Source organism: Bradyrhizobium sp. USDA 3315, from assembly GCF_054056795.1.
Map to the genome: position 1 here is coordinate 2,756,399 of NZ_JBSRYP010000001.1, position 21,777 is coordinate 2,778,175.

The 21,777-nt window shown below is 64.7% G+C and carries 21 protein-coding genes; 15 read left to right on the plus strand and 6 right to left on the minus strand.

All coding sequences use genetic code 11. The features are described from left to right. Nucleotides 1-12 precede the first annotated feature (12 nt). The 10 genes from ACVIYL_RS12615 to ACVIYL_RS12660 all read left to right on the plus strand — a co-directional run bounded on the left by ACVIYL_RS12615 (nucleotide 13) and on the right by ACVIYL_RS12660 (nucleotide 12,740). Entirely contained in the window at nucleotides 13-1,011 is a 999-nt protein-coding gene (locus tag ACVIYL_RS12615) for an SGNH/GDSL hydrolase family protein (RefSeq protein ID WP_456778694.1), read from the plus strand. A 367-nt stretch (nucleotides 1,012-1,378) separates the two neighbouring features. Further along, nucleotides 1,379-2,881 carry a glycerol kinase GlpK gene (glpK, locus tag ACVIYL_RS12620; RefSeq protein WP_456778695.1) on the plus strand — a complete coding sequence of 501 codons (1,503 nt, stop codon included), beginning with the start codon at nucleotides 1,379-1,381 and terminating at the stop codon, nucleotides 2,879-2,881. A gap of 204 nt (nucleotides 2,882-3,085) precedes the next feature. Beyond that, nucleotides 3,086-5,530, plus strand: a complete 2,445-nt coding sequence (locus tag ACVIYL_RS12625; RefSeq protein ID WP_456778696.1) for a penicillin acylase family protein — start codon at nucleotides 3,086-3,088, stop codon at nucleotides 5,528-5,530. A gap of 511 nt (nucleotides 5,531-6,041) precedes the next feature. Continuing rightward, complete coding sequence (locus ACVIYL_RS12630) at nucleotides 6,042-6,299, plus strand: hypothetical protein (RefSeq protein WP_456778697.1); 258 nt, start codon at nucleotides 6,042-6,044, stop codon at nucleotides 6,297-6,299. Between the two features lie 212 nt (nucleotides 6,300-6,511). Next, the gene (locus ACVIYL_RS12635) at nucleotides 6,512-7,105 is read left to right on the plus strand and encodes a GNAT family N-acetyltransferase (RefSeq protein WP_456778698.1); all 594 of its coding nucleotides are present in this window, start codon (nucleotides 6,512-6,514) and stop codon (nucleotides 7,103-7,105) included. 153 nt (nucleotides 7,106-7,258) lie between these two features. Further along, on the plus strand, nucleotides 7,259-7,885 hold the full coding sequence (locus tag ACVIYL_RS12640) for a glutathione S-transferase family protein (RefSeq protein WP_253606435.1): 627 nt from the start codon (nucleotides 7,259-7,261) through the stop codon (nucleotides 7,883-7,885). A gap of 584 nt (nucleotides 7,886-8,469) precedes the next feature. Beyond that, nucleotides 8,470-9,885 carry a threonine synthase gene (thrC, locus tag ACVIYL_RS12645; protein ID WP_168858994.1) on the plus strand — a complete coding sequence of 472 codons (1,416 nt, stop codon included), beginning with the start codon at nucleotides 8,470-8,472 and terminating at the stop codon, nucleotides 9,883-9,885. Next, a complete protein-coding gene (locus tag ACVIYL_RS12650; RefSeq protein WP_076830951.1) occupies nucleotides 9,885-11,174 on the plus strand; it encodes a M16 family metallopeptidase in 1,290 nt (429 codons plus the stop codon). Before thrC ends, ACVIYL_RS12650 begins: the two co-directional genes overlap by 1 nt. A 212-nt stretch (nucleotides 11,175-11,386) precedes the next feature. Then, nucleotides 11,387-11,974: a GNAT family N-acetyltransferase gene (locus ACVIYL_RS12655; protein ID WP_026191927.1), complete on the plus strand. Its 588-nt coding sequence runs from the start codon at nucleotides 11,387-11,389 to the stop codon at nucleotides 11,972-11,974. A 115-nt stretch (nucleotides 11,975-12,089) separates the two neighbouring features. Next, on the plus strand, nucleotides 12,090-12,740 hold the full coding sequence (locus ACVIYL_RS12660) for a hypothetical protein (RefSeq protein WP_057019442.1): 651 nt from the start codon (nucleotides 12,090-12,092) through the stop codon (nucleotides 12,738-12,740). Between the two features lie 129 nt (nucleotides 12,741-12,869). Here the strand turns inward: ACVIYL_RS12660 and ACVIYL_RS12665 are convergent, their stop codons facing one another. The 5 genes from ACVIYL_RS12665 to ACVIYL_RS12685 all read right to left on the minus strand — a co-directional run bounded on the left by ACVIYL_RS12665 (nucleotide 12,870) and on the right by ACVIYL_RS12685 (nucleotide 15,517). Beyond that, nucleotides 12,870-13,355 carry a F0F1 ATP synthase subunit B family protein gene (locus ACVIYL_RS12665; protein ID WP_057019441.1) on the minus strand — a complete coding sequence of 162 codons (486 nt, stop codon included), beginning with the start codon at nucleotides 13,353-13,355 and terminating at the stop codon, nucleotides 12,870-12,872. A gap of 3 nt (nucleotides 13,356-13,358) precedes the next feature. Next, on the minus strand, nucleotides 13,359-13,925 hold the full coding sequence (locus ACVIYL_RS12670) for a F0F1 ATP synthase subunit B (RefSeq protein WP_456778699.1): 567 nt from the start codon (nucleotides 13,923-13,925) through the stop codon (nucleotides 13,359-13,361). A 112-nt stretch (nucleotides 13,926-14,037) separates the two neighbouring features. After that, a complete protein-coding gene (locus ACVIYL_RS12675; RefSeq protein WP_016847054.1) occupies nucleotides 14,038-14,268 on the minus strand; it encodes a F0F1 ATP synthase subunit C in 231 nt (76 codons plus the stop codon). Between the two features lie 55 nt (nucleotides 14,269-14,323). Next, nucleotides 14,324-15,073, minus strand: coding sequence for a F0F1 ATP synthase subunit A (locus ACVIYL_RS12680; RefSeq protein ID WP_016847053.1), 750 nt, complete (start codon nucleotides 15,071-15,073; stop codon nucleotides 14,324-14,326). A gap of 72 nt (nucleotides 15,074-15,145) precedes the next feature. Beyond that, the gene (locus ACVIYL_RS12685) at nucleotides 15,146-15,517 is read right to left on the minus strand and encodes an AtpZ/AtpI family protein (RefSeq protein WP_028338953.1); all 372 of its coding nucleotides are present in this window, start codon (nucleotides 15,515-15,517) and stop codon (nucleotides 15,146-15,148) included. 274 nt (nucleotides 15,518-15,791) lie between these two features. On the opposite strand from ACVIYL_RS12685, the gene ACVIYL_RS12690 reads away from it, so the two are divergent. The 3 genes from ACVIYL_RS12690 (at nucleotide 15,792) to ACVIYL_RS12700 (ending at nucleotide 17,606) form a co-directional block, all read left to right on the plus strand. After that, nucleotides 15,792-16,415 (plus strand): DsbA family protein, encoded by a 624-nt coding sequence (locus ACVIYL_RS12690; RefSeq protein WP_456778700.1) that lies wholly within the window; start codon nucleotides 15,792-15,794, stop codon nucleotides 16,413-16,415. 30 nt (nucleotides 16,416-16,445) lie between these two features. Continuing rightward, nucleotides 16,446-16,970, plus strand: a complete 525-nt coding sequence (locus tag ACVIYL_RS12695; protein WP_456778701.1) for a hypothetical protein — start codon at nucleotides 16,446-16,448, stop codon at nucleotides 16,968-16,970. Nucleotides 16,971-17,132: 162 nt separating this feature from the next. Next, a complete protein-coding gene (locus tag ACVIYL_RS12700) occupies nucleotides 17,133-17,606 on the plus strand; it encodes a secondary thiamine-phosphate synthase enzyme YjbQ (RefSeq protein ID WP_456778702.1) in 474 nt (157 codons plus the stop codon). A 92-nt stretch (nucleotides 17,607-17,698) separates the two neighbouring features. On the opposite strand, the gene ACVIYL_RS12705 is transcribed toward ACVIYL_RS12700, so the two are convergent. Then, entirely contained in the window at nucleotides 17,699-19,363 is a 1,665-nt protein-coding gene (locus ACVIYL_RS12705) for an MFS transporter (RefSeq protein ID WP_456778703.1), read from the minus strand. A gap of 315 nt (nucleotides 19,364-19,678) precedes the next feature. On the opposite strand from ACVIYL_RS12705, the gene ACVIYL_RS12710 reads away from it, so the two are divergent. Both ACVIYL_RS12710 and ACVIYL_RS12715 read left to right on the plus strand, forming a co-directional pair. Next, complete coding sequence (locus ACVIYL_RS12710; RefSeq protein ID WP_456778704.1) at nucleotides 19,679-20,353, plus strand: response regulator; 675 nt, start codon at nucleotides 19,679-19,681, stop codon at nucleotides 20,351-20,353. A gap of 193 nt (nucleotides 20,354-20,546) precedes the next feature. Continuing rightward, the gene (locus tag ACVIYL_RS12715; protein ID WP_456778705.1) at nucleotides 20,547-21,725 is read left to right on the plus strand and encodes a YncE family protein; all 1,179 of its coding nucleotides are present in this window, start codon (nucleotides 20,547-20,549) and stop codon (nucleotides 21,723-21,725) included. Nucleotides 21,726-21,777 lie beyond the last annotated feature (52 nt).

A 21,777-nucleotide genomic window follows, 5' to 3' on the forward strand; every position in this document is an offset into this window, starting at 1 on the left:
GAAGCAGAGTAAATGCGTTTTGCCTTCCCTTTTTGTGCTTCTGCAGGGCGGAGTCTGTGCGCCGTTGCGACGCTGGCACTGCTCGCGCCGCTCGCGGTCGTGCCGTCGCGCGCGCAGACCGACCAGCATGCAGCGCTTTCGTCCGACGGCAAGACCGAGGCCGCAAAGCCTGATGCAACGCAGCCCGCTGCGACGGCCGATGCGACCAATCCGCCGCAACCCGGCGTCGCCGCGAAGGCGTTCGACAGGGTGAAGCAGGCCGCGAAATCCGCCAGCGACATCTTCCACCGCGTGCCCTGTCAGCAGCCCAAGGGCGTGCCGAACAGCACCGGTTCGCTGCCGCATGTCGCGGCCAAGCTCGCCGCCGGCAAGCCGGTCGTCATCATCGCATTCGGCTCGTCCTCGACCCAGGGCTATGGTTCGTCGGCGCCGGAATTCACCTATCCGAACCGGCTCGCCGGACAGTTGCGCCGGCAGTATCCGTCCGCCGACATCACCGTGCTCAATCGCGGCAAGGGCGGTGAGGACGCGCCCGAGATGATGAAGCGGCTGCAGACCGAAGTCATCGACGTCCATCCCGACATGGTGATCTGGCAGGTCGGCACCAACGCGGTGCTGCGCAACCTCGATCCTGCCGAGACCGCCAAGCAGGTCGAGGACGGCGTGGCGCGCCTTCAGGCGTCCGGCGCCGACGTCGTGCTGGTCGATCCGCAATATTCGCCGCGCGTCACCGAGCGCCCCGAGAGCGCGCGCGGCATGGTGAAGCTGCTCGGCCGCATCGCCGCGCTGCGCCATGTCGGCATCTTCCCGCGCTTCGAGGTGATGCGCGACTGGCACGAGAAACAGGCGATCCCGATCACCGATTTCGTCATCGCCGACGGCCTGCACATGAACGACTGGGGCTACGCCTGCTTCGCCCAGTTGCTCGGCGACGACATCATCCGCTCGGTCGGCGCGATCAAGATCGGCGTCAACGTCCCCGCCGATGTCAGGACGTACCGGCCGATGTGATCGGGCTGCCCGGCCGCTCCAACCGTCATTGCGAGCGAAGCGAAGCAATCCATTCGTCCGCTTGCGCTGATGGATGGATTGCTTCGTCGCTTCGCTCCTCGCAATGACGGTGGAGGCGGTGTGCTCATTTCCATCACCGTCACCCTGAGGTGGCCGCTTCTTCAGCGGCCCTCGAAGGGTCGACGGCCCGGCTGGTGGCCGTGCATCCTTCGAGGCTCGCAAGGGCTCGCAGCTCAGGATGACGGGGCTGGGCTTTTGCTTCGACCATCTCGGCACTCACCGGCAATCTTGACCTCGCCGCGGTAATCCGCTCCCTTGGCGCTTGCACCAATCCCGCTCGGGATGAAGCTCTCTAAGGGAAACGCTCATGTCTTTCGTGCTGGCCATCGATCAGGGCACCACATCGTCGCGCGCCATGGTGTTTCGCGGCGACATCTCCATCGCCGCCGTCGCGCAGCAGGAGTTTCCGCAACATTTCCCCGCCTCCGGCTGGGTCGAGCACGAGCCGGAGGACATCTGGACCTCGACCGTGATGGTGTGCCGCGAGGCGCTGGAGAAGGCCGGCCTCAAGGCGAAGGACATCGCCGCGATCGGCATCACCAACCAGCGCGAGACCACCGTGGTGTGGGACCGCGCCACCGGACAGGCCGTGCACCGCGCCATCGTCTGGCAGGACCGCCGCACCGCCGACATCTGCGCAAAACTCAAGGCCGAGGGCCATGAGCCGGCGATCTCGGCCAAGACCGGTCTGATCATCGATCCCTATTTCTCGGGCACCAAAGTCGCCTGGATCCTCGATCACGTGCCGGGCGCGCGCGAGCGCGCCGAGCGCGGCGAACTCTTGTTCGGCACCGTCGACTGCTATCTGCTGTGGCGGCTCACCGGCGGGAGAGTCCACGCCACCGACGCCACCAACGCCTCGCGCACGCTGCTGTTCAATATCCACACCGGCGCCTGGGACGACGACCTCGTCAACCTCTTGCGCGTGCCGCGCTCGATGCTTCCCGAAGTGAGGGATTCCTCCGCCCGCTTCGGCGAGAGCACCGCCGATCTGTTCGGCGGCCCGATCGCGATCTCCGGCATTGCCGGCGATCAGCAGGCCGCGACCATCGGCCAGGCCTGCTTCGAGCCCGGCATGATGAAGTCGACCTACGGCACCGGCTGCTTCGCGCTGCTCAATACCGGCACCACGCCGGTGGCCTCGAAGAACAAGCTGCTCACCACCATCGCCTACCAGCTCGGCGGTCAGCGCACCTACGCGCTCGAGGGCTCGATCTTCGTCGCCGGCAGCGCGGTGCAGTGGCTGCGCGACGGGCTCGGCATCATCAAGCACGCCGCGGAGACCGGACCGCTTGCCGACAAATCGGACTCCATGCAGAGCGTCTATTTGGTGCCCGCCTTCGTCGGCATGGGCGCGCCGTACTGGAATCCGCGCGTGCGCGGTGCGTTGTTCGGGCTGACCCGCAACACCGGCCCGGCCGAGCTCGCGCATGCGACCTTGGAGAGCGTCTGCTACCAGACCTTCGATCTGTGGGCCGCGATGCGCACCGACTGGCCGGAGGCCAACGCCGCCAACACCGTGCTGCGCGTCGACGGCGGTATGACCGCCTCGGACTGGACCATGCAGCGGCTCGCCGATCTGCTCAACGCCCCGGTCGACCGCCCGATGATCCAGGAGACCACCGCACTCGGCGCCGCCTATCTCGCCGGCCTCGATGCCGGCGTCTATCCGGAGCCCGCGAAATTCGCCGACAATTGGCGGCTCGAGCACCGCTTCAGGCCGGCGATGAGCCAGGCGACACGCGAGCGCAAGCTCGCCGGCTGGGCCCGCGCCGTGAAGGGCGTGCTGGCGAGCGACGAGGGGGAGTAGTAATGATCTGATGCTGCGGCAAGCTCGCTGCACCTCTCCCGCTAGCGGGGTCGAGACGAGCGAAGCTCGCTCTTAGGTCGTAGCGCATCATCAGATGCGCTACGGGAGGGGGCTCTCTCCACACCAAGCAAGCGGCGCCGCTGCGGCTGCCGCTCAATCTCGCCAAGTGCGCGCAACAACCAATAACAACCATCGGAGAACAACATGAACACGGATCTCAACCGCGTCACCAAGCTACTGACTGCCGCACTTTGCGCCGCAATACTTGCCGCTCCCGCCACCGCGCGTGAGAAGCCGAGCCCGCTCGTCGCGGCGCGCGAGGTCAAGACCGACGTCGCCGGGCTGAAGGCGCCGGGGCAGATCCTGGTCGATGTCTGGGGCATCCCGCACATCTATGCCGGCAACGAGCACGACCTGTTCTTCCTGCAGGGCTTCAACGCCGCGCGCGATCGGCTCTGGCAGATCGATCTCTGGCGCAAGCGCGGGCTCGGCCTCTTGGCGAAGGATTTTGGCCCTGCCTATGCCGAGCAGGACAAGGCGCTGCGCCTGTTCCTCTATCGCGGCGACATGAATGCGGAATGGGCCGCCTATGGCCCGAAGGCGAAATCCTATGCGGAGGCGTTCGTCGCCGGCGTCAACGCCTATGTCGCCGACGTCCAGGCGGGCAAGCGCGCGCTGCCGATCGAGTTCAGGATCGCAGGCACGATGCCGGATTTGTGGTCGGCAGAGGATGTCGTGCGCGTCCGCAGCCATGGCCTGACCCGCAATGTCGCCTCCGAGGTGAAGCGCTCGCGGGTCGCCTGCGCTGCAGGCCTCGATGCCGATCGCTTCCGCGTCAAGCTGGAGCCCACCTGGACCACCAGGATCCCCGATGGGCTCGATCCCTGCAGCGTGCCGAAGGCGGTACTCGCCGCCTACGATCTTGCCACGCGGCCGGTGAAGTTCGCCGCGCCGAAGGACCAGAAGGCGGCGCTGGCGCATGATCCCGACACCTACCTCGCCGAGGCCGACCAGCAGCGCGACACCATCGGCTCCAACAACTGGGTGATCGCGGCATCGCGCACCGCGACCGGACGTCCGATCCTCGCCAACGATCCGCATCGCGAGCACTCGGTGCCGTCGCTGCGCTACATCGTCGGGCTCAACGCACCCGGCATCTCCGTGATCGGTGCCGGCGAGCCGGCGCTGCCGGGCATCTCGATCGGCCACAACGACACCATCGCGTTCGGGCTGACCATCTTCAACGTCGATCAGGAAGACCTCTACGTCTACGAGCTCAACCCCGACAATCCGAACCAGTACCGCTACGGCAGCGGCTGGGAGGACATGCGGATCGTGCATGAGAAGGAAGCGGTGAAGGGCGAGGCCGACCGCGACCTCGAGCTGAGGTTCACCCGCCACGGCCCGGTGATCTTCGTCGACGCCGACAACAAGCATGCGTTCGCGGTGCGCTCGATCTGGTTCGAGCCGGGCACCTCGGCCTATTTCGGCTCGTCCGACTACATGACGGCGAAGAATTGGAACGGCTTCCTCGGCGCGATGCGGCGCTGGGGCGCGCCGTCGGAGAACCAGGTCTATGCCGACACGTCAGGCAATATCGGCTGGGTCGCCGCCGGCAAGACGCCGCGCCGAGCCAATTTCGACGGCCTGATGCCGGTGCCCGGCGACGGCCGCTATGAGTGGCAGGGCTTTCTGTCGCTCGACGAATTGCCGAAGCTGTATCAGCCGAAGCAGGGCTTTATCGCCACCGCCAACCAGATGAACCTGCCGGCGGATTATCCGGTGGGTGAGCGCAGGGTCGGATTCGAATGGGCCGACAGCGCGCGCTGGCAGCGCATCACCGAGGTGCTGCTGGCCAACAGCAAGGTGACGCTGGCGGACGCGATGGCGCTGCAGAACGACGACACCGGCATGCTCGCGCGGCGCCTCGTCGCGCTGCTGAAGCCGCTCACGTCGGATGATGTGAACGTCAAGAAGGGCCTTGATCTGCTCAAGGCGTGGGATGCGCGCGACGCGGCCGACAGCGCAGCCGCCGCGGTCTATGAGGTGTGGATCGCAAACCATCTCGGCCCGGTGCTGCTCAAGACCACCGCGCCGAAGGCGGCCGAGCTGATCGCGCCGGAGGCCTCCAGCATCTCCGCCATTGTCGGCTATCTCGAAAAGCCCGACGCCGCCCTCGGCAGCGATCCCTCAACCGAGCGCGACCGCGTGCTGCGCGACAGTCTCGGCGAGGCGGTCGCTGATGTTGCCGACAAGCTCGGCCCCGATGCGTCGACCTGGCGCTGGGGCCGGCTGCATGTCGCGCAATTCAATCACGCGCTAATGCCGCTCGCTGACAAGGCAACCGCGGCGCAGATGCAGGTCGGCCCGCTCGCCTTCGGCGGCGCCGCCAACGTGCCGCGCGCCGCCACCTATCGCCGCTCCGACTATCATCTGATCTCCGGCGCTTCATTCCGCATGGTGCTCGATGTCGGCAATTGGGATGCGAGCCGCGCCGTCAACACGCCGGGCCAATCCGGCGATCCCTTCAGCGGCCACTACCGCGACCTCGCGCCGCTATGGGCGACGGGCCAGTATGTGCCGCTGCTCTACAGCCGGCCGGCGGTGGAAGCCGCAACTGCGGAAGCGATCACGCTGACGCCGAGATGAGGGAGCGAGTACGTCTCATCGGCTGCGCCACAAACTCTAATGTCGTCCCGGCGAAGGCCGGGACCCATAACCACGAATGCCAATTGTCCTGCGATGTTGGGGCCGCAGCGTCGTTCAACAACGTAGTCCTGTGGTAATGGGTCCCGGCCTTCGCCGGGTCGACGTCAAACGTGTGGCGAGCACCGCGCTCACTTTTCCTGCTTCTCCTGAAAGCGGAAGCGCGACCCGGGACTCATCAGTGCGAATGCCGACGCGGACAGCAGCCGTCAGCCACTATTCACTTTGTGCCATCAACGCGGCGGCGCATCTGGATCACTACAAGTTGACGTTTGCGATTTGCGCACGGACTTCCCGCGACGCTGTGCGCGGGCGTCCAAGAAGCGTTGGCATCTGCCTGCTAGTCTGACCGATCGTGATCGCCGCCGGCCTGTGACGGTTCTCACATCCGGCGCGAGCACGCATTTTCTGGAAGCGATTGAAAGCTCAGCTGGTTACTTCACAGGAGCTGACCATGACGAAAACTATTCTTGTTTCGATCGCAGTTGTTTCTCTGTCCACGGCGGCACTCGCCGATGTACGCACGGCACAACACCGGACCCACCAGCGTCTCGTGATGGGTACCGCACTGAGTCCTGCCGTGCTCAATGCCAACGCCAGTCTCAATGGCGATGTCAGCGACCGCGCGATGCGCATGCGGAGTCTTCGCGAGTCCGGCTACAACCCGAAGAACGATTTCGACGCGAACGGCAACGTGTGGGTCGGCAACTAACCGGGTACGGGAGGGCCTGGGGAGCCCTCCCTCAAAGCGCGTTCAAACTGGTTTATCCCGCTCGTTGGACCTGGCCGCTCGAATGAGCAGCGGCGGATGCGGCGGGTTACCTCGTCTGCTTCTCCTGACCAGGCATTGCGTGCAGCGTTGCATTGCATCTGCGGCGACGTGCGGTTATGTCCCGCCGACAGCCTGCAAACAGAGGTCGCGCGATGCTGCTGCCCGATGGTTACTCCGACATCCCCCACGGCAAGATCGCTGCCGTCGTCACCCATCTGGAAATGACCGCGCGTCCGCCGCTGCGCGTCGACCCGCCCGGCGCGTGGCGCCTGCGCAAGGTCGATCCGCCCGCGCTCGACTGGTATCGCGATATCTATCGCCGGGTCGGCGAGGAGTGGCTGTGGTTCACCCGCACCGGGCTCGAAGACGCCGATCTCGCTTCGAGGATTCACGACCCCGGCAACGAGCTCTACGGGCTGGCCGTCGACGGCCAGGATGAAGGCCTGCTCGAACTCGATTTCAGCGTGCCCGGCGAATGCCAGCTGCTCTATTTCGGCGTCACCGCAAAATTCATCGGCACCGGCGCCGCGCGCTTCCTGATGAACCGCGCGCTCGAGATCGCCTGGTCACGCGACGTCAGCCGCGTCTGGGTGCACACCTGCACCTTCGACCATCCCTCGGCCGTCGCGTTCTACCAGCGCTCCGGCTTCCGTCCGTTCCTGCGGCAGATCGAGGTGGCCGATGATCCGAGGCTCGACGGCAAATTGCCGCGCGATGCGGCGCGGCACGTGCCGGTGATTGCATAGCTCGCCTAACGGACCGGATCAGGATCCGGTTGCAATGCGGCGCGGCCCATCTACGATGGTGCAAAGCGCAACCTTTGACCCGGCGTGGCCGCACACTTCGAAAGCTCTGCTTTCGAGGCACGGCCTCCTGCGGCATGACCGACGAGATGACAGATGTTTTTGATCGGCCAGTACGACTCGCCCTTCGTCCGCCGCACCGCGATCGCGCTGCGGCTCTATGGATTGCCGTTCGAGCACAAGCCGTGGTCGACCTTCGGCGATGCGGAGAAGGTTGCGGCCTACAATCCGGTGCGGCGGGTGCCGACGCTGGTGCTCGATGACGGCGAGGCGCTGATCGAGAGTAGTGCGATCCTGGATTATCTCGACGAGCTGGTCGGGCCGGGCAAGGCGATGATCGCGCGCTCGGGGCCGGAGCGGCGCAAGCATCTGCGCATCACGGCGCTGGCGACCGGGCTTGCCGACAAGGCGGTGAGCCTTGTCTATGAGCGCGTGCTGCGCAAGGAGCAGTTGAAGCTCTGGGTCGAGCGCTGCGAGGCGCAGATCGCGGGCGTGCTCGCGGTGCTGGAGCAGGAGCGCGCGGCGGTGCCGACGCCGTACTGGCTGGGCGATCGCATTGGTCATGCCGACGTCGCGGTGGCCTGCGCGCTGCGCTTCACCGGCGAGGCGCATCCGCATCTGTTCGACGCGCGCTATCCGGCGCTCAAGGCCCACGCCGCGCGCTGCGAGGCGCTGCCGCCGTTCCAGGAGATCGTGCAGCCGCTGGCGCCGCCGAGCGGCTAGTGGATGGCGCGACCCAGGCTGATTGGCGTGTACCCCTCGCGCGCGGATGTCGCGAGACCGTGTGATTATGACTCACAAGCGGCACCACACATTTGCTGTCGTCCCTGCGAAAGACGCGGGGACGACACCGGTAGATGCGGGCGATCCAGTACGCCGCGGCCCATCGGCTCAAGCAACGACAGCCCCTGGAATACTGGATCACCCGCATGCGCGCATGATGACACCGCGGTGTTTGACGTCTTGAATCACGAACCATCCTCATCGTCGTCCTGGCGAAAGCCAGGACCCATTACCCCAAATGAGAACTGTTGTGCGATGCTGGGGCCACGATCCCGTTCATCATCAAGTGCGGTGGCTATGGGTCCTGGCTTTCGCCAGGACGACATTGGTGAATGCGGCGCAGCTGGCGGTCGGTCGCGAGCGATACCCCTTGTCACTCACCCCGCGACCCCGAAGCGCGCGCTTCGGGCTACCCATTGCCGGGCCGATCTTCTATGGTGAACCGTTCGGGTCGCATGGAGCGAACTCGATAATTCCATGATATCAAAGGCTTAAGGCTCGGATCGAGGCCTTTGGAGGGCGGTTTGACGCGGTATATTTCGACCAGGGGTGAGGCCCCGGTGCTTGGCTTCTGCGATGTGATGCTGACCGGGCTTGCCCGTGACGGCGGGCTCTACGTGCCCGAGACCTGGCCGCAGCTGTCGCCCGAGACCATCGCCACCTTCTTCGGCCGTCCCTATTGGGAGGTCGCGGTCGAGATCATCCGTCCGTTTGTCGCCGGCGAGATTTCCGACGCCGAGCTCGGCCGCATGGCCAACGAGGCCTATGCCACGTTCCGCCATCCCGCGGTGGTGCCGCTCGACCAGGCCGGGCCGAACCAGTTCCTGCTCGAGCTGTTCCACGGGCCGACGCTGGCGTTCAAGGACGTCGCGATGCAGCTGATCTCGCGGCTGATGGATCACGTGCTGGCCAAGCGCGCGCAGCGCACCACCATTGTGGTCGCGACCTCGGGCGATACCGGTGGCGCCGCGGTCGAGGCTTTTGCCAATCTCGACAATGTCGACCTCGTCGTGCTGTTCCCGAACGGGCGCATCTCCGAGGTGCAGCGCCGCATGATGACGACGACCGGCGCCGCCAACGTCCACGCGCTCGCGATCGAAGGCACCTTCGACGATTGCCAGGCGCTGGTGAAGGCGATGTTCAACAACCATCGCTTCCGCGACCAGGTGGCGCTGTCGGGCGTCAACTCGATCAACTGGGCGCGCATCGTCGCGCAGGTGGTCTATTACTTCACCTCGGCGGTCGCGCTCGGCTCGCCGCAGCGCACCGTCGACTTCACGGTGCCGACCGGCAATTTCGGCGACATCTTCGCGGGCTATGTCGCCAAGCGGATGGGGCTGCCGATCCGGAACTTGCGCATCGCCGCCAACGTCAACGACATCCTGGCGCGCACGCTGAAGACCGGCATCTACGAGGTCCGCGAGGTGCACGCCACGACGTCGCCGTCGATGGACATCCAGGTGTCGTCGAACTTCGAGCGGCTGCTGTTCGAGGCGAGCGGCCGCGACGCCGATCAGGTCCGCCGCCTGATGGCCTCGCTGAAGCAGTCCGGCCGCTTCGTGCTGCCGGATGCGACGCTGGCCGCCGTGCGCCGTGATTTCGACGCCGGCCGTGCCGACGAGACGGAGACGGCGGCCGCGATCCGCGCCGCCTGGCGCGAGGCGGGCGATCTGGTCGATCCCCACACCGCGGTGGCGCTCGCGGTCGCCGACCGCGACACCTCGGATTCCAGGATCCCGAACATCGTGCTGTCGACCGCGCACGCGGCCAAATTCCCCGACGCGGTGGAAGCCGCCTGCGGGGTGCGTCCGCAGCTGCCGGTCTGGCTCGGAGGCCTGATGAGCAAATCCGAACACATCACGGTCATGAAGAATGATTCTGCCGAGGTCGAGCGCTTCGTGCTGTCGGTCAGCCGTGCTGCCAAGCAGGGAGTTGCCTGATGGGCGTTGAAATCACCAAGCTGCCGAGCGGGCTGACAATCGTCACCGACACCATGCCGCATCTGGAAACCGCGGCGCTCGGGGTCTGGGCCGGCGTCGGCGGGCGCGACGAGAAGCCGAACGAGCACGGCATCTCGCATCTGCTCGAACACATGGCATTCAAGGGCACGGCGCGGCGCTCCTCGCGCGAGATCGTCGAGGAGATCGAGGCGGTCGGCGGCGACCTCAATGCCGGGACCTCGACCGAGACCACGGCCTATTATGCGCGGGTGATGAAGGCCGACGTGCCGCTGGCGCTCGACGTGCTGTCCGACATCCTCGCCAACCCGTCCTTCGTGCCGGACGAGCTGGAGCGCGAGAAGAGCGTCATCGTGCAGGAGATCGGCGCGGCGCAGGATACGCCCGACGACGTCGTGTTCGAGCATCTCAACGAGCTCTGCTATCCGGAGCAGCCGATGGGCCGCTCGCTGCTCGGCACCGCCAAGACGCTGAAGGTCTTCGATCGCGACATGCTGCGCGGCTATCTCTCGACGCATTACCGCGCCCCCGACATGGTGGTCGCGGCCGCCGGCGCGGTCGATCACGCGCGGATCGTCGAGGACGTCACGCAGAAGTTTGCGAGCTTCGACGCCACCCCGGCGCCGAAGCCGCAGGTTGCGATGTTCGGCAAGGGCGGCTCGCGGGTGGTGCATCGCGATCTCGAGCAGGCGCATCTGACGCTGGCGCTCGAAGGCGTGCCGCAGACCGACCCGTCGCTGTTCTCGCTGCAGGTCTTCACCAACACGCTCGGCGGCGGGATGTCGTCGCGGCTGTTCCAGGAGGTGCGCGAGAAGCGCGGGCTGTGCTACTCGATCTATACCTTCCACGCGCCCTACACCGACACCGGCTTCTTCGGCCTCTACACCGGGACCGATCCGGCGGATGCGCCGGAAATGATGGAAGTCATCGTCGACGTCATCAACGACGCGGTCGAAACCCTGACCGAGGCCGAGGTCGCCCGCGCCAAGGCGCAGATGAAGGCCGGCCTGTTGATGGCGCTGGAAAGCTGTTCATCGCGGGCCGAACAATTGGCACGCCATGTGCTAGCCTATGGCCGGCCGCAGACGGTGGAAGAACTGGTGGCCCGAATCGACGCGGTCAGCGTCGAATCGAGCCGCAACGCCGCCCGTGCCCTGCTGGCGCGCAGCCGGCCCGCCGTTGTCGCGCTCGGCAGCGGCAGGGGTCTGGACACGGCGGTGGCTTTTGCGGAAGGATTGACGAATTCGAAGGCAAAGACGCTGCTGCATTAAGAATTCTGCTTACCTCGCCCCGCGCTTGCGGGGAGAGCATAGGCCGCCTACCGGCGGCCGTTGACGGACATACGCCGAGGCGGAGCCTCAGCTATGGCCGAAGGCTTCGGGTGAGGGTAGAGCCGCAAGACTGAATCTGCGGTAAGACCCCTCACCCCGACCCTCTCCCCGCAAGGGCGGGGCGAGGGAGAAGTGGCGGGGAGTGTTGGGCCATGGCCCTGTTTCGTTTGCCGTCCAATGGACCCGCTGCACTGATGCCGCGCGGTCACGGGCTCTTGCTGCGCGCGCCGCAGATGTCGGATTTCCCGCAATGGGCGCAATTGCGCGAATTCAGCCGCGCCTATCTCACGCCATGGGAACCGATTTGGCCCTCCGACGACCTGACCCGCGCCGGCTTCCGCCGCAGGCTTCGCCGCTACACCGAGGATATCGCCGCCGACCGCTCCTATCCGTTCATCATCTTCCGGGAATCGGACGGGGTGATGATCGGCGGCATCACGCTCGCCAATGTCCGCCGCGGCATCGTGCAGGCCGGCACGATCGGCTACTGGGTCGGGCTGCCGCATGCCCATCGCGGCTACATGACGACGGCGCTGCGGGTGCTGCTGCCCTCGCTGTTCGGCGAGCTCAACCTGCACCGCATCGAGGCGGCCTGCATTCCCTCCAATGCCTCGTCGATCCGCGTGCTGGAGAAGTGCGGCTTCACCCGCGAGGGCTTGGCGCGGCGCTATCTCTGCATCAATGGGATCTGGCAGGACCACCTGCTGTTCGGCCTGCTGCACGAGGATTTCCGCGGCTGATCCGTAAGCCTTTTTGCGGATGGCGGTGCCGCCTTCGATGCCTTGGGTTCGCCGCCATTGCCTTGCTATAACGGCCGCGAAACAGGGAACCCGGTTGGGAAATTTGAGGACATTGATGGGTGAAAGGGTGATCAGGTTCGCGCTCGCAGCGGCGGTATCGATCGGTCTCGGTGCCACTTTGTTGCCTTCGGCAGCTCCTGCGCAGTCGCTGAGCGACCGCTTCAAGAGCCTGTTCGGCGGCGGCTCGTCCGACCAGGACAAGCCGGCGACGCCCGCAGCGCCGCAGCAGCTCAACGATGCCGACGCCGAACTGACCTGCCCGCCGGTGCAGATCCGCTCCGGAGCCTCGACCTATTCGGTGGCCGCGAACGGCAAGGAAGCGGTCGGCAACGACGTCAAGTTCCTGGCCTCGATCACGCGCACGGCGCGGCAATGCAATCTGAACAGCGGCCAGATCACGGCCAAGATCGGTATTCAGGGGCGGATCATTGTCGGTCCCCAGGGCGCGCCACCGAGCATTCAGGTGCCGCTGCGCGTTGCCGTGGTGCAGGGCGGCGTCGGCGAGAAGACCATCATGACCAAGGCCTACACCACCACGGTGCAGATGGACGAAAGCGGCAGCGTGCCATTCAGCTTGGTCGCCGAGGACGTCGTCTATCCGGCGCCGTCTCCGGCCGACAACGACAATTACATCTTCTATATCGGCTTCGACCCGCAGGCCCTGAAGCCGGAGCCCAAGGCCCGCGCGCCACACAAGAAGAAGTAACAGCGCGTTTTCGAGCGAAGTGGACGCCGGTTCGCGTGAAGAAAACGCGTCAAACGGACGAATTTGGACAAAACAAAAGGCCGGCGCGATGAGCTCGCGCCGGCCTTTTTTTAAGGAGTTCAGATCGCGTCAGTTCAGCTTGGAGCGGACTTCGGCGATGCCCTTGCCGACGAGGTCGTCGGCAACCGAGCCCTTGACCGACTGCGACAGGATGGTCGAGGCGGCCGTCACCGCGGCGTTGGCCGCGGCGGCGCGGACATCGGCCACGGCCTGGGCCTCGGCCTGGGCGATCTTGCTCTCGGCGGTCTTGGTCCGCCGCGCGACAAAATCTTCCATCTTGGTCTTGGCCTCGGCCGCGATCCGCTCGGCTTCGGCCTTGGCATTGGAGATGATCTCCTCGGCCTCGCGCTCCGCGCTGGCGCGGCGCGCCTTGTACTCGCCGAGCAGCTTATTGGCCTCGTCCTTCAGACGGCGGGCGTCTTCCAGCTCGGCCTTGATGCGCTCGGCGCGGTGGTCGAGCGCCGTCAGCAGGGTGCGATGGACGCCGAGATAGCCGAACACGACCAGCAGAAGGACGAAGGCGATCGCAACCCAGGTTTCCGGTTCGTAAAACATCGTCTATCCCTTCAACGACGCGTCGACGGCGCTGTTGACCGCATTGGCGTCCGGCGTGACGCCGGCAAGTTGCTGGACGATGGCGCCGGCCGCATCCGCCGCGATGCCGCGGACGTTGCTCATGGCGTTGGTCCTCGTCGTTGCAATCTGCTTCTCGGCGTCGGCAAGCTTTGCCGCCAGCTTCTCTTCCAGCGCCTTGCGCTCGGCTTCCGAGGCCGCGTTCAGCTTCTCGCGGGTCTCGTTGCCGATCGCCTGCGCGTTGGCGCGCGCATTCGCCAGCTCGGTCTCGTAGGCCTTCAGCGCCGCGTCGGACTCGTCCTTCAGCTTCTGCGCGTCGGCCAGATCGCCCTCGATCTTGTTCTGACGTGCATCGATCGTCCCGCCGACGCGCGGCAGGGCGATACGCGACACGATCAGGTAGAGCGCGACAAATGCAATCGCCAGCGACACCAGCTGCGAGGCGAAGTTGGACGAATCGAACGGCGGAAAGGCTCCGCCGTGATGTCCGCCGTCGGTTTCGGTGTGGGCGCCGGCTTTCTGGCCTTTTGCCTCGCCATGACTCTCAGCCATGGTGTTCTCCTGTTGCTGTCATGCGCGCCGCCCTTGGAACGAACCTTGGGCGGCGCGAAGGGGTTACCGCAAAGCGGAACCGGGTTACCGCAGAGCGGAACCGGCGTGCCGCTCAGAGCGGAACGAACAGCAGGAGCAGCGCGATCAGCAGCGAGAAGATGCCGAGCGCTTCGGTCACGGCGAAGCCGAAGATCAGGTTGCCGAACTGGCCCTGAGCGGCCGACGGGTTACGCACCGCAGCGGCGAGGTAGTTGCCGAAGATGATGCCCACGCCGACGCCCGCGCCGCCCATGCCGATGCACGCGATGCCCGCGCCGATAAGTTTTGCTGCTGCCGGTTCCATATGTAGCTCCTTGAGAAAGATAGACAGATTGGTGGGTGGAGATTCCCCGGACCGCTTAGTGTCCCGGATGAATGGCGTCGTTGAGGTAGATGCAGGTCAGGATCGCGAACACGTAGGCCTGCAGGAACGCGACCAGCAGTTCGAGGGCATACAGCGCAATCGTGAGCGCCAGCGGCAGCACGCCGCCAACCCAGCCGAGCGCGCCCAGCGAGAAGCCGAGCATCGCGACGAAGCCCGCGAACACCTTCAATGCGATGTGGCCGGCCAGCATGTTGGCGAACAGACGAACGCTGTGCGAGACCGGCCGCAGGAAGAACGACAGGATCTCGATGAACATGACCAGCGGCAGGATGTAGATCGGAACGCCGTGGGGGACGAAGATGCTGAAGAATTTCAGGCCGTTCTTGTAGACGCCGTAGATCAGGACGGTGAAGAACACCAAAAGCGCAAGCGCCGCGGTGACGATCAGGTGGCTCGCGATCGTGAAGGTGTAGGGGATGACGCCGACCAGGTTCGAGACGCAGAGGAACATGAAGAGCGAGAAGATCAGCGGGAAGAACTTCATGCCTTCCGCGCCGGCCGTGCTGCGAATCGTGGTGGCGACGAACTCGTAGGAGATCTCGGCGACCGACTGCAGCCGTCCCGGAACCAGTTCCCGGCCGCTCGCCAGCATCAGCAGCGCGATCAGCAGCACCGCGATGAGCATGAAGAGCGAGGAATTGGTGAAGGCGATCGTGTGATTGCCGATGTGGCCGAGCGTGAAGAGGGGCTCGATATTGAACTGGTGGATCGGGTCGATTTTCATCCGCGCGGCTCTTGGTCCACCGGCTATCGTGCCGGTAATCGAATTTCAAATGTCGTGACTTCCCGCCAGCGCTCAGCGCTTGCCCGAGGCCACGCCCGCGGACCTCACCACGTTGACCACCCCGGCGACGAAGCCGAGCAGCGTTAACACGATGAAGCCGAATGGCGACGTCGACAGCAAACGGTCGAACCCCCAGCCAATCGCCGCTCCGACGGCAACGCCCGCGATCAGCTCCGAGGAAAGACGAAAACCGAGCGCCATAGCCGAAGCTCTGGCCGCACTGTCCCCGCTTTCATTACCGGATTGATCAGTCTTGCTCCTGCGGCTGTCGCGAATTTCTGACAACCGATGATCGAGACTTCCGAGCCTTGCGGAAAGCGCAGCTTCGTCAGGAGGCGATTGATCGCGACTTCCATTTGCGCCGTCGTTGGTGTTCTCAGCCATGCTGGAAACACTAACCGATGCCGCGGATGATGGAAATTGCGCCCGTCCCCGTCAAAAGCCGCGCGGACCATACTTACCGCGTCTAATCAAGTCAAGATTGCGTCGTAACCAGTTATTGCTTTGATTCTGCTGGTTTTATTTGGAGATATTCAAGGTCAGAGTGACGCAGTGATCGCAGTGCAACAGCTTGCGTGGCATTGAGCGATATTGCGTGGCTATTCCCGCTCTGCTGGGATCGCCGAAAGTCCCGTCCTCTCACGCAGTCAGGTTCCGCATGTCGCGCCAGATCGATTACTACTTCTCGCTGCAATCCCCCTGGGCCTATATCGGCCACAAGCCCTTCGTTCGACTCGTAAGCGCTTACGATCTCAAGGTAAATTACCGGCCTGTGCTGCTGGTCGATCTGTTCTCCGAGACCGGCGGACTGCCGCTCGCCAAGCGCCATCCGGTGCGGCAGCGCTATCGGATGATCGAGTTGCAGCGCTGGCGCGACAAGCGCGGACTGAATTTTCATTTGCAGCCGGCCAACTGGCCGTTCAACGGGCGCCTTGCCGATGGCGTGGTGATCGCGATGCTCGAGGCCGGCCTCGACCCCGAGCCGTTCCTGCAACGGGCCTATCCCGCGGTGTGGGAGCAGCAGCTTAATCTTGCTGATCCTGCGACGCTGGTGAAGCTCGCCGACGATGCCGGTTTGCCCGGCCGGCAGCTGGTGGAGCGCTCCGGCACTGAAGCGATCAGCGCGGCCTATGAGCAGAATCGCCAGAATGCATTGGACGCCGACGTGTTCGGCTCGCCCGGATATGTGCTCGATGGCGAGGTGTTCTGGGGCCAGGACCGGATCGAATTGCTTGAAGACGCGTTGAAGTCGGGCCGCAAGCCCTATAGCTCTGTGGTCTAGGGCAGGAATCAGGTTGAGGCGGAGCAAGCCATGCCCATCGCGATGTCGCCGTCGAAATTGTCCATCGCAATTGCTGCCATCCTGATCGCAAGCGGCGGCGCGGCGATCGCGCAAACCGCGCCGGACACCGAAAATGGCCGCTACGCCTTATCACCCGCCGGCGATGGTTTCCTGCGGCTCGACACGCGCACCGGCGCGGTGTCGACCTGCACCAATTCCAGCGCCGGCTGGGCCTGTTACATGGTGCCGGACGAGCGGGCGGCGCTGGATGCCGAGATCGGACGCCTGCAAGCCGACAATGACAAGCTCAAGGATGAGCTCGCCGCGCGCGCACCGTCGGCCAAGACCGACGAAGCGTTGCCGAAATCCGATCAGCTGAAGAAGCCGGAGCCCAAGACCGAGCCGAAGGTCGCCGAGGGCGAGCGCAAGATCGAGATCCCGCTGCCGAGCGACCGCGACATGGATCGCATGATGTCGTTCGTGGAGCGGGCCTGGCGGCGGCTGATCGAGATGGCCAACCGCGTGCAGCGCGACGTCAATGGCGGCAAGATTTGATGTTGTGCTGGCGCTGTCTCTCCAGCGTCGTCCCGGCGAAAGCCGGGACCCATACGCCGTAGCCTCTCGATTTCGACGACTCGGAGTTGATATCTCGCGTAACCAATGAACATCGGTGGTTATGGGTCCCGGCTTTCGCCGGGACGACGGTCTAGAGGTAAGATGAGTTCATCGAAGCAAATGTCGCACTCGGCGCCATCCTCCGTCGCGGCAACCAGCATCGTGTCGTCGCGCCTGGCGGTCGAAACGTCGGGCGCCGGCTTTACCGACATCACGCGCGAGGTCGCCAAATTCCTGCGCGAGGCGCGTGCCGGCGAGGGTGCGGTCACGCTGTTCATCCGCCACACCTCGGCCTCGCTGACAATCCAGGAGAATGCCGATCCGACCGTGCTGGTCGATCTGAAGACGGCGCTCGACCGCGCAGCGCCCGAAGACGGCGGCTGGCGTCACGACACCGAAGGCCCTGACGACATGCCGGCGCACATCAAGTCCATGCTGACGGCGACCTCGCTGCAGGTCCCCGTGCTCGACGGCGAGATGGCGCTCGGCACCTGGCAGGGCATCTATCTGATCGAGCATCGCGCCCGTCCGCACCGGCGCGAGATCGTGCTGCAATTCATCGGCGCCACGCGCTGACGCGCGCGACCTGTCTTTTAAGACGCGGCCTCCAAATGACATCGGCCGCGGATCGCTCCGCGGCCGATGCATTCTGATCGCGATGTCGACGGTCAGGTCTTGGTGATGTCGACGTCCTTGGTTTCCGGAATGAACAGCGCGCCGACCACGACGGTGATTGCGGCGAAGATGACCGGATACCAGAGACCGGAGTAGATGTCGCCGGTCGAGGCGGTGATCGCGAACGCGGTCGCCGGGAGCAGGCCGCCGAACCAGCCGTTGCCGATATGATAGGGCAGCGACATCGAGGTGTAGCGGATGCGGGTCGGGAACAGTTCGACCAGCATGGCGGCGATCGGGCCGTAGACCATGGTGACGTAGAGCACCAGGATGAACAGCAGGCCGATGACCGCGGCCACCTGCGGACGGAAGACATCGAACGGGTGCGACATCTTCACGATGCCGGCGTCACCCGGCTTCGGATAGCCCGCCGCCTGCACCGCCGCGAGGATTGCGGGGTTCGACGTCTTGGCGTCCGTATACGGCACTTCCTTGTCGTTGATCAGGATCTTCACCGGCGAGCCGGCCGGGCCCGGCACCGTCGAGTATTTCACCGACGATTGGGCAAGGAAGGCGCGGGCGGTGTCGCAAGGCGCGCTGAAGACGCGGGTGCCGACCGGGTTGAACAGATCGCCGCAGCCGGCCGGATCCGCAACCACCTGCACCTTGACCGTCTCATAGGCCTTCTCCAGCGCCGGATTGGCGTTGGTCGTGATCATCTTGAAGATCGGGAACAGCGTGAGTGCGCCGATCAGGCAGCCGGCCAGGATGATCGGCTTGCGGCCGATCTTGTCCGACAGCGCGCCGAACACCAGGAAGAACCCGGTGCCGAGCAACAGAGACCAGGCGATCAGCAGGTTGGCGGTGTAGCCGTCGACCTTCAGAATCGATTGCAGGAAGAACAGCGCGTAGAACTGGCCCGTGTACCAGATCACCGCCTGGCCCATGGTCAGGCCGAGCAGCGCGAGGATCACGATCTTGGCGTTGCTCCAGGTCGCGAAGGCCTCGGTCAGCGGCGCTTTGGAGGTCTTGCCCTCCTCCTTCATCCGCTGAAACACCGGCGATTCGTTCAGCCGCAGCCGGATCCAGACCGAGATGCCGAGCAGCAGCACCGACACCAGGAATGGAATGCGCCAGCCCCAGTCGGCGAAGTCCTTTTCGCCGGTGAGGGTTCGCGTGAACAGGATCACCAGCAGCGACAGGAACAGTCCAAGCGTTGCCGTGGTCTGGATGAACGAGGTGTAGTAGCCGCGCTTGCCGGGCGGGGCATGCTCAGCGACATAGGTCGCGGCACCGCCATATTCGCCGCCGAGCGCGAGGCCCTGCAGCAGGCGCAGCGAGATCAGGATGATCGGCGCCGCGATGCCGATGGTCTTGGCGTTGGGCAACAGGCCGACGATGAAGGTCGACAGACCCATGATCAGGATGGTGACGAGGAAGGTGTATTTGCGGCCGACGATGTCGCCGACCCGGCCGAACACGATCGCGCCGAACGGGCGCACCAGGAAGCCCGCGGCGAATGCCAGCAACGCGAAGATGTCGCGGGTCGCCGGCGGATAGTCCGAGAAGAACTGCGCGCCGATGATGCCGGCCAGCGAACCGTAGAGATAGAAGTCGTACCACTCGAACACGGTACCGAGCGACGACGCGAGGATGACGAAACGCTCATCCTTTGTCATGCCGGCGGGCCGCGCCGAAGCTGCAGTCATAGTGGACATCTGGATTGCTCCCCCCGAAATATTGCTGCCATGCTCGCCCCCGGCTGGCGGGTGAGGCCCGAATAGGCCCTCGGCTTGAGATGAAGGTAACATCGCAGTGAAACCCGCCCCAATAAGACTTTTGGCCTTTTCAGGATCGAACCTATCTTCTGAAGGAAGAGCAGGATGGAACGCCTCCGCAGGCGTCTATTGCGGCGCACAAGCTGCGCGGGTTAACCGCGTTGGCATCTGGTATTATCAAGCGCTTGCGTGATACTGCCGCGCGGGCGAAAACCGAGCGACGCGGGTTTGCCTAAGCCCGCTTGTGGGACTGAGATGACTGCTGCTGCCAATACTCATCTTGTCATCGCCGACGACCATCCGCTGTTCCGCGATGCGTTGCGTCAGGCGGTGTCGAGCGTCGTGAGTTCGGCCACGATCAGCGAGGCCGGATCGTTCGAGGATCTGACCGCGCTGCTGGAACGGGACTCCGAGGTCGACCTGATCCTGCTGGACCTGAGCATGCCGGGGATCAGCGGCTTCTCCGGCCTGATTTATCTGCGGGCGCAATACCCGGCGATACCGGTCGTCATCGTATCTGCCAGTGACGATGCCGGAACCATCCGCCGCTCGCTCGACTTCGGCGCCTCCGGTTTCATCCCCAAGCGCTTCGGCGTCGAGACGCTGCGGGATGCCATCATAAAGGTGATGGAGGGCGACGTCTGGGTGCCGCCGGACACCGATCTGTCGGCGGCCGGCGATCCCGACATGACGCGGCTGCGCGACCGGCTGGTGACGCTGACCCCGCAGCAGGTGCGGGTGCTGATGATGCTGTCCGAGGGGCTGCTCAACAAGCAGATCGCCTACGAGCTCGGCGTTTCCGAAGCGACCATCAAGGCCCATGTCTCGGCGATCCTGCAGAAGCTCGGCGTCGAAAGCCGCACCCAAGCCGTGATCGCCGCCGCCAAGATCGCCGGCGGCCAATGGCGCCAGGGCACGCCGCCGACGTAGTCCCGAGCAACTCCAGCTGTGATTGCCGGGCTCGGGCCACGGCATTGCGAGCCGGCGGGTGGCGCGAAAGCGCGCCCGATGGCACGCTTTCGCGAAGCCATCCAGATCCCATTCAAACTGCGCATCGGTCGAAAACCGAGTATCCTGTCCGGCACCGGCCCGTGAGAGGCCGCGTGCTTTTGGGGAGAACGCCATGATTTCCGTCACTCGCGTCGCCGGACTATCTCTGGCTGCGGCAATCCTTCTCGGTACCAGCTCTTTCAATTTCGCTCAGGCCAAGCCCTTCATGATCGTCGGCCTGGACGAGAAGCTGTTGTGGGACGACGACGGCAAGCCGGTGCTGTCCGCGCCCGGCAAGGATCAAGTGCTGATCATCGATCTCGCCGATCCCGAGAACCCGAAGATTGCGGCTTCTCTCCCATTGAAGAACTCGGTAGTCGGCCCCCCGGTCAACGTCGCTATCGATCCGACCGGAACCGTGGCGCTGGTCGCGGATTCGGTCGACGTGGTGAAGGAGGGCGACGCTCTGAAGCAGGTGCCGGATAACAAGATCTATGTGATCGATCTCAAGGCGACCCCGCCCAAGCTGGCAGCGACCATTGCCGGCGGAAAGCAGCCATCAGGGTTGAGCTTCAGTCCCGATGGCAAGATGGCGTTGGTTGCCAACCGCGGGGACAATTCGATCAGCGTACTTTCAGTCAACGGCACTGACGTCAAGATCACGGACACGATATCGATGCCTGACAGTGTCGCACATGTCGCGTTCGCGCCAGACGGCAAGCACGCGCTGGTCGCGCGTTTTCCCGGGCACAAGATATCGGTGCTCGATATCGCCGGCGACAAAGTCACCTACACCAAGATAGACCTGCCGACCGGCCAATGGCCTTACAATGTGGCAGTGACCCCGAACAGCAAGATCGCGTTGACGTCGGACAATGGCAACTCAGGCGCGTCGGACGGCAGCGTCGACACGGCCAGCGTCATCGATCTCGAAGCGAAGCCGCCGCGCATCATCGATCGCGTGGTGGTCGGCGATGGACCGGAGGGGCTTGGCGTCAGTCCGAAGGGGGATCTCGCAGTCTCGGTGATCCTGCGCGGCTCGAACATGAAGAATGCGTTCTTCCATGAGAAGAACGGCAGCGTCTCGGTCCTGAAGATCGACGGCAAGAAAGTGACCAAGACCGGAGATATCGAAGTCGGCGGACTGCCTGAGGCCGCGGTCTTCACGCCTGACGGAAAATACATCCTGGTCGGGAACTACCTCAGCCAGGATTTCTCGATCCTCAAGGTCGACGGAACCAACGTCACCGACACAGGCAAGCGCTTTCAGGTGCCAGGGCACCCGGCGTCGGCCGGAATGGGGCCGAACTGAACCGACGCTTGGCGATCTTGCTGGAGCATGTGATTTTCGGTTGAGCCGGCCA

Excerpts from the sequence above, each read along its gene's own strand:
- ACVIYL_RS12700 (WP_456778702.1), top strand. The coding sequence starts at position 17,133 with ATGAGTTCATCGAAGCAAATGTCGCACTCGGCGCCATCCTCCGTCGCG.
- ACVIYL_RS12695 (WP_456778701.1), top strand. The coding sequence starts at position 16,446 with ATGCCCATCGCGATGTCGCCGTCGAAATTGTCCATCGCAATTGCTGCC.
- ACVIYL_RS12625 (WP_456778696.1), top strand. The coding sequence starts at position 3,086 with ATGAACACGGATCTCAACCGCGTCACCAAGCTACTGACTGCCGCACTT.
- ACVIYL_RS12705 (WP_456778703.1), bottom strand. The coding sequence starts at position 19,363 with ATGTCCACTATGACTGCAGCTTCGGCGCGGCCCGCCGGCATGACAAAG.
- ACVIYL_RS12655 (WP_026191927.1), top strand. The coding sequence starts at position 11,387 with ATGGCCCTGTTTCGTTTGCCGTCCAATGGACCCGCTGCACTGATGCCG.
- ACVIYL_RS12650 (WP_076830951.1), top strand. The coding sequence starts at position 9,885 with ATGGGCGTTGAAATCACCAAGCTGCCGAGCGGGCTGACAATCGTCACC.
- ACVIYL_RS12665 (WP_057019441.1), bottom strand. The coding sequence starts at position 13,355 with ATGTTTTACGAACCGGAAACCTGGGTTGCGATCGCCTTCGTCCTTCTG.
- ACVIYL_RS12615 (WP_456778694.1), top strand. The coding sequence starts at position 13 with ATGCGTTTTGCCTTCCCTTTTTGTGCTTCTGCAGGGCGGAGTCTGTGC.
- ACVIYL_RS12710 (WP_456778704.1), top strand. The coding sequence starts at position 19,679 with ATGACTGCTGCTGCCAATACTCATCTTGTCATCGCCGACGACCATCCG.
- ACVIYL_RS12660 (WP_057019442.1), top strand. The coding sequence starts at position 12,090 with ATGGGTGAAAGGGTGATCAGGTTCGCGCTCGCAGCGGCGGTATCGATC.
- ACVIYL_RS12670 (WP_456778699.1), bottom strand. The coding sequence starts at position 13,925 with ATGGCTGAGAGTCATGGCGAGGCAAAAGGCCAGAAAGCCGGCGCCCAC.
- ACVIYL_RS12635 (WP_456778698.1), top strand. The coding sequence starts at position 6,512 with ATGCTGCTGCCCGATGGTTACTCCGACATCCCCCACGGCAAGATCGCT.
- ACVIYL_RS12640 (WP_253606435.1), top strand. The coding sequence starts at position 7,259 with ATGTTTTTGATCGGCCAGTACGACTCGCCCTTCGTCCGCCGCACCGCG.
- ACVIYL_RS12685 (WP_028338953.1), bottom strand. The coding sequence starts at position 15,517 with ATGGCTGAGAACACCAACGACGGCGCAAATGGAAGTCGCGATCAATCG.
- ACVIYL_RS12675 (WP_016847054.1), bottom strand. The coding sequence starts at position 14,268 with ATGGAACCGGCAGCAGCAAAACTTATCGGCGCGGGCATCGCGTGCATC.
- ACVIYL_RS12680 (WP_016847053.1), bottom strand. The coding sequence starts at position 15,073 with ATGAAAATCGACCCGATCCACCAGTTCAATATCGAGCCCCTCTTCACG.
- ACVIYL_RS12630 (WP_456778697.1), top strand. The coding sequence starts at position 6,042 with ATGACGAAAACTATTCTTGTTTCGATCGCAGTTGTTTCTCTGTCCACG.
- glpK (WP_456778695.1), top strand. The coding sequence starts at position 1,379 with ATGTCTTTCGTGCTGGCCATCGATCAGGGCACCACATCGTCGCGCGCC.
- ACVIYL_RS12715 (WP_456778705.1), top strand. The coding sequence starts at position 20,547 with ATGATTTCCGTCACTCGCGTCGCCGGACTATCTCTGGCTGCGGCAATC.
- ACVIYL_RS12690 (WP_456778700.1), top strand. The coding sequence starts at position 15,792 with ATGTCGCGCCAGATCGATTACTACTTCTCGCTGCAATCCCCCTGGGCC.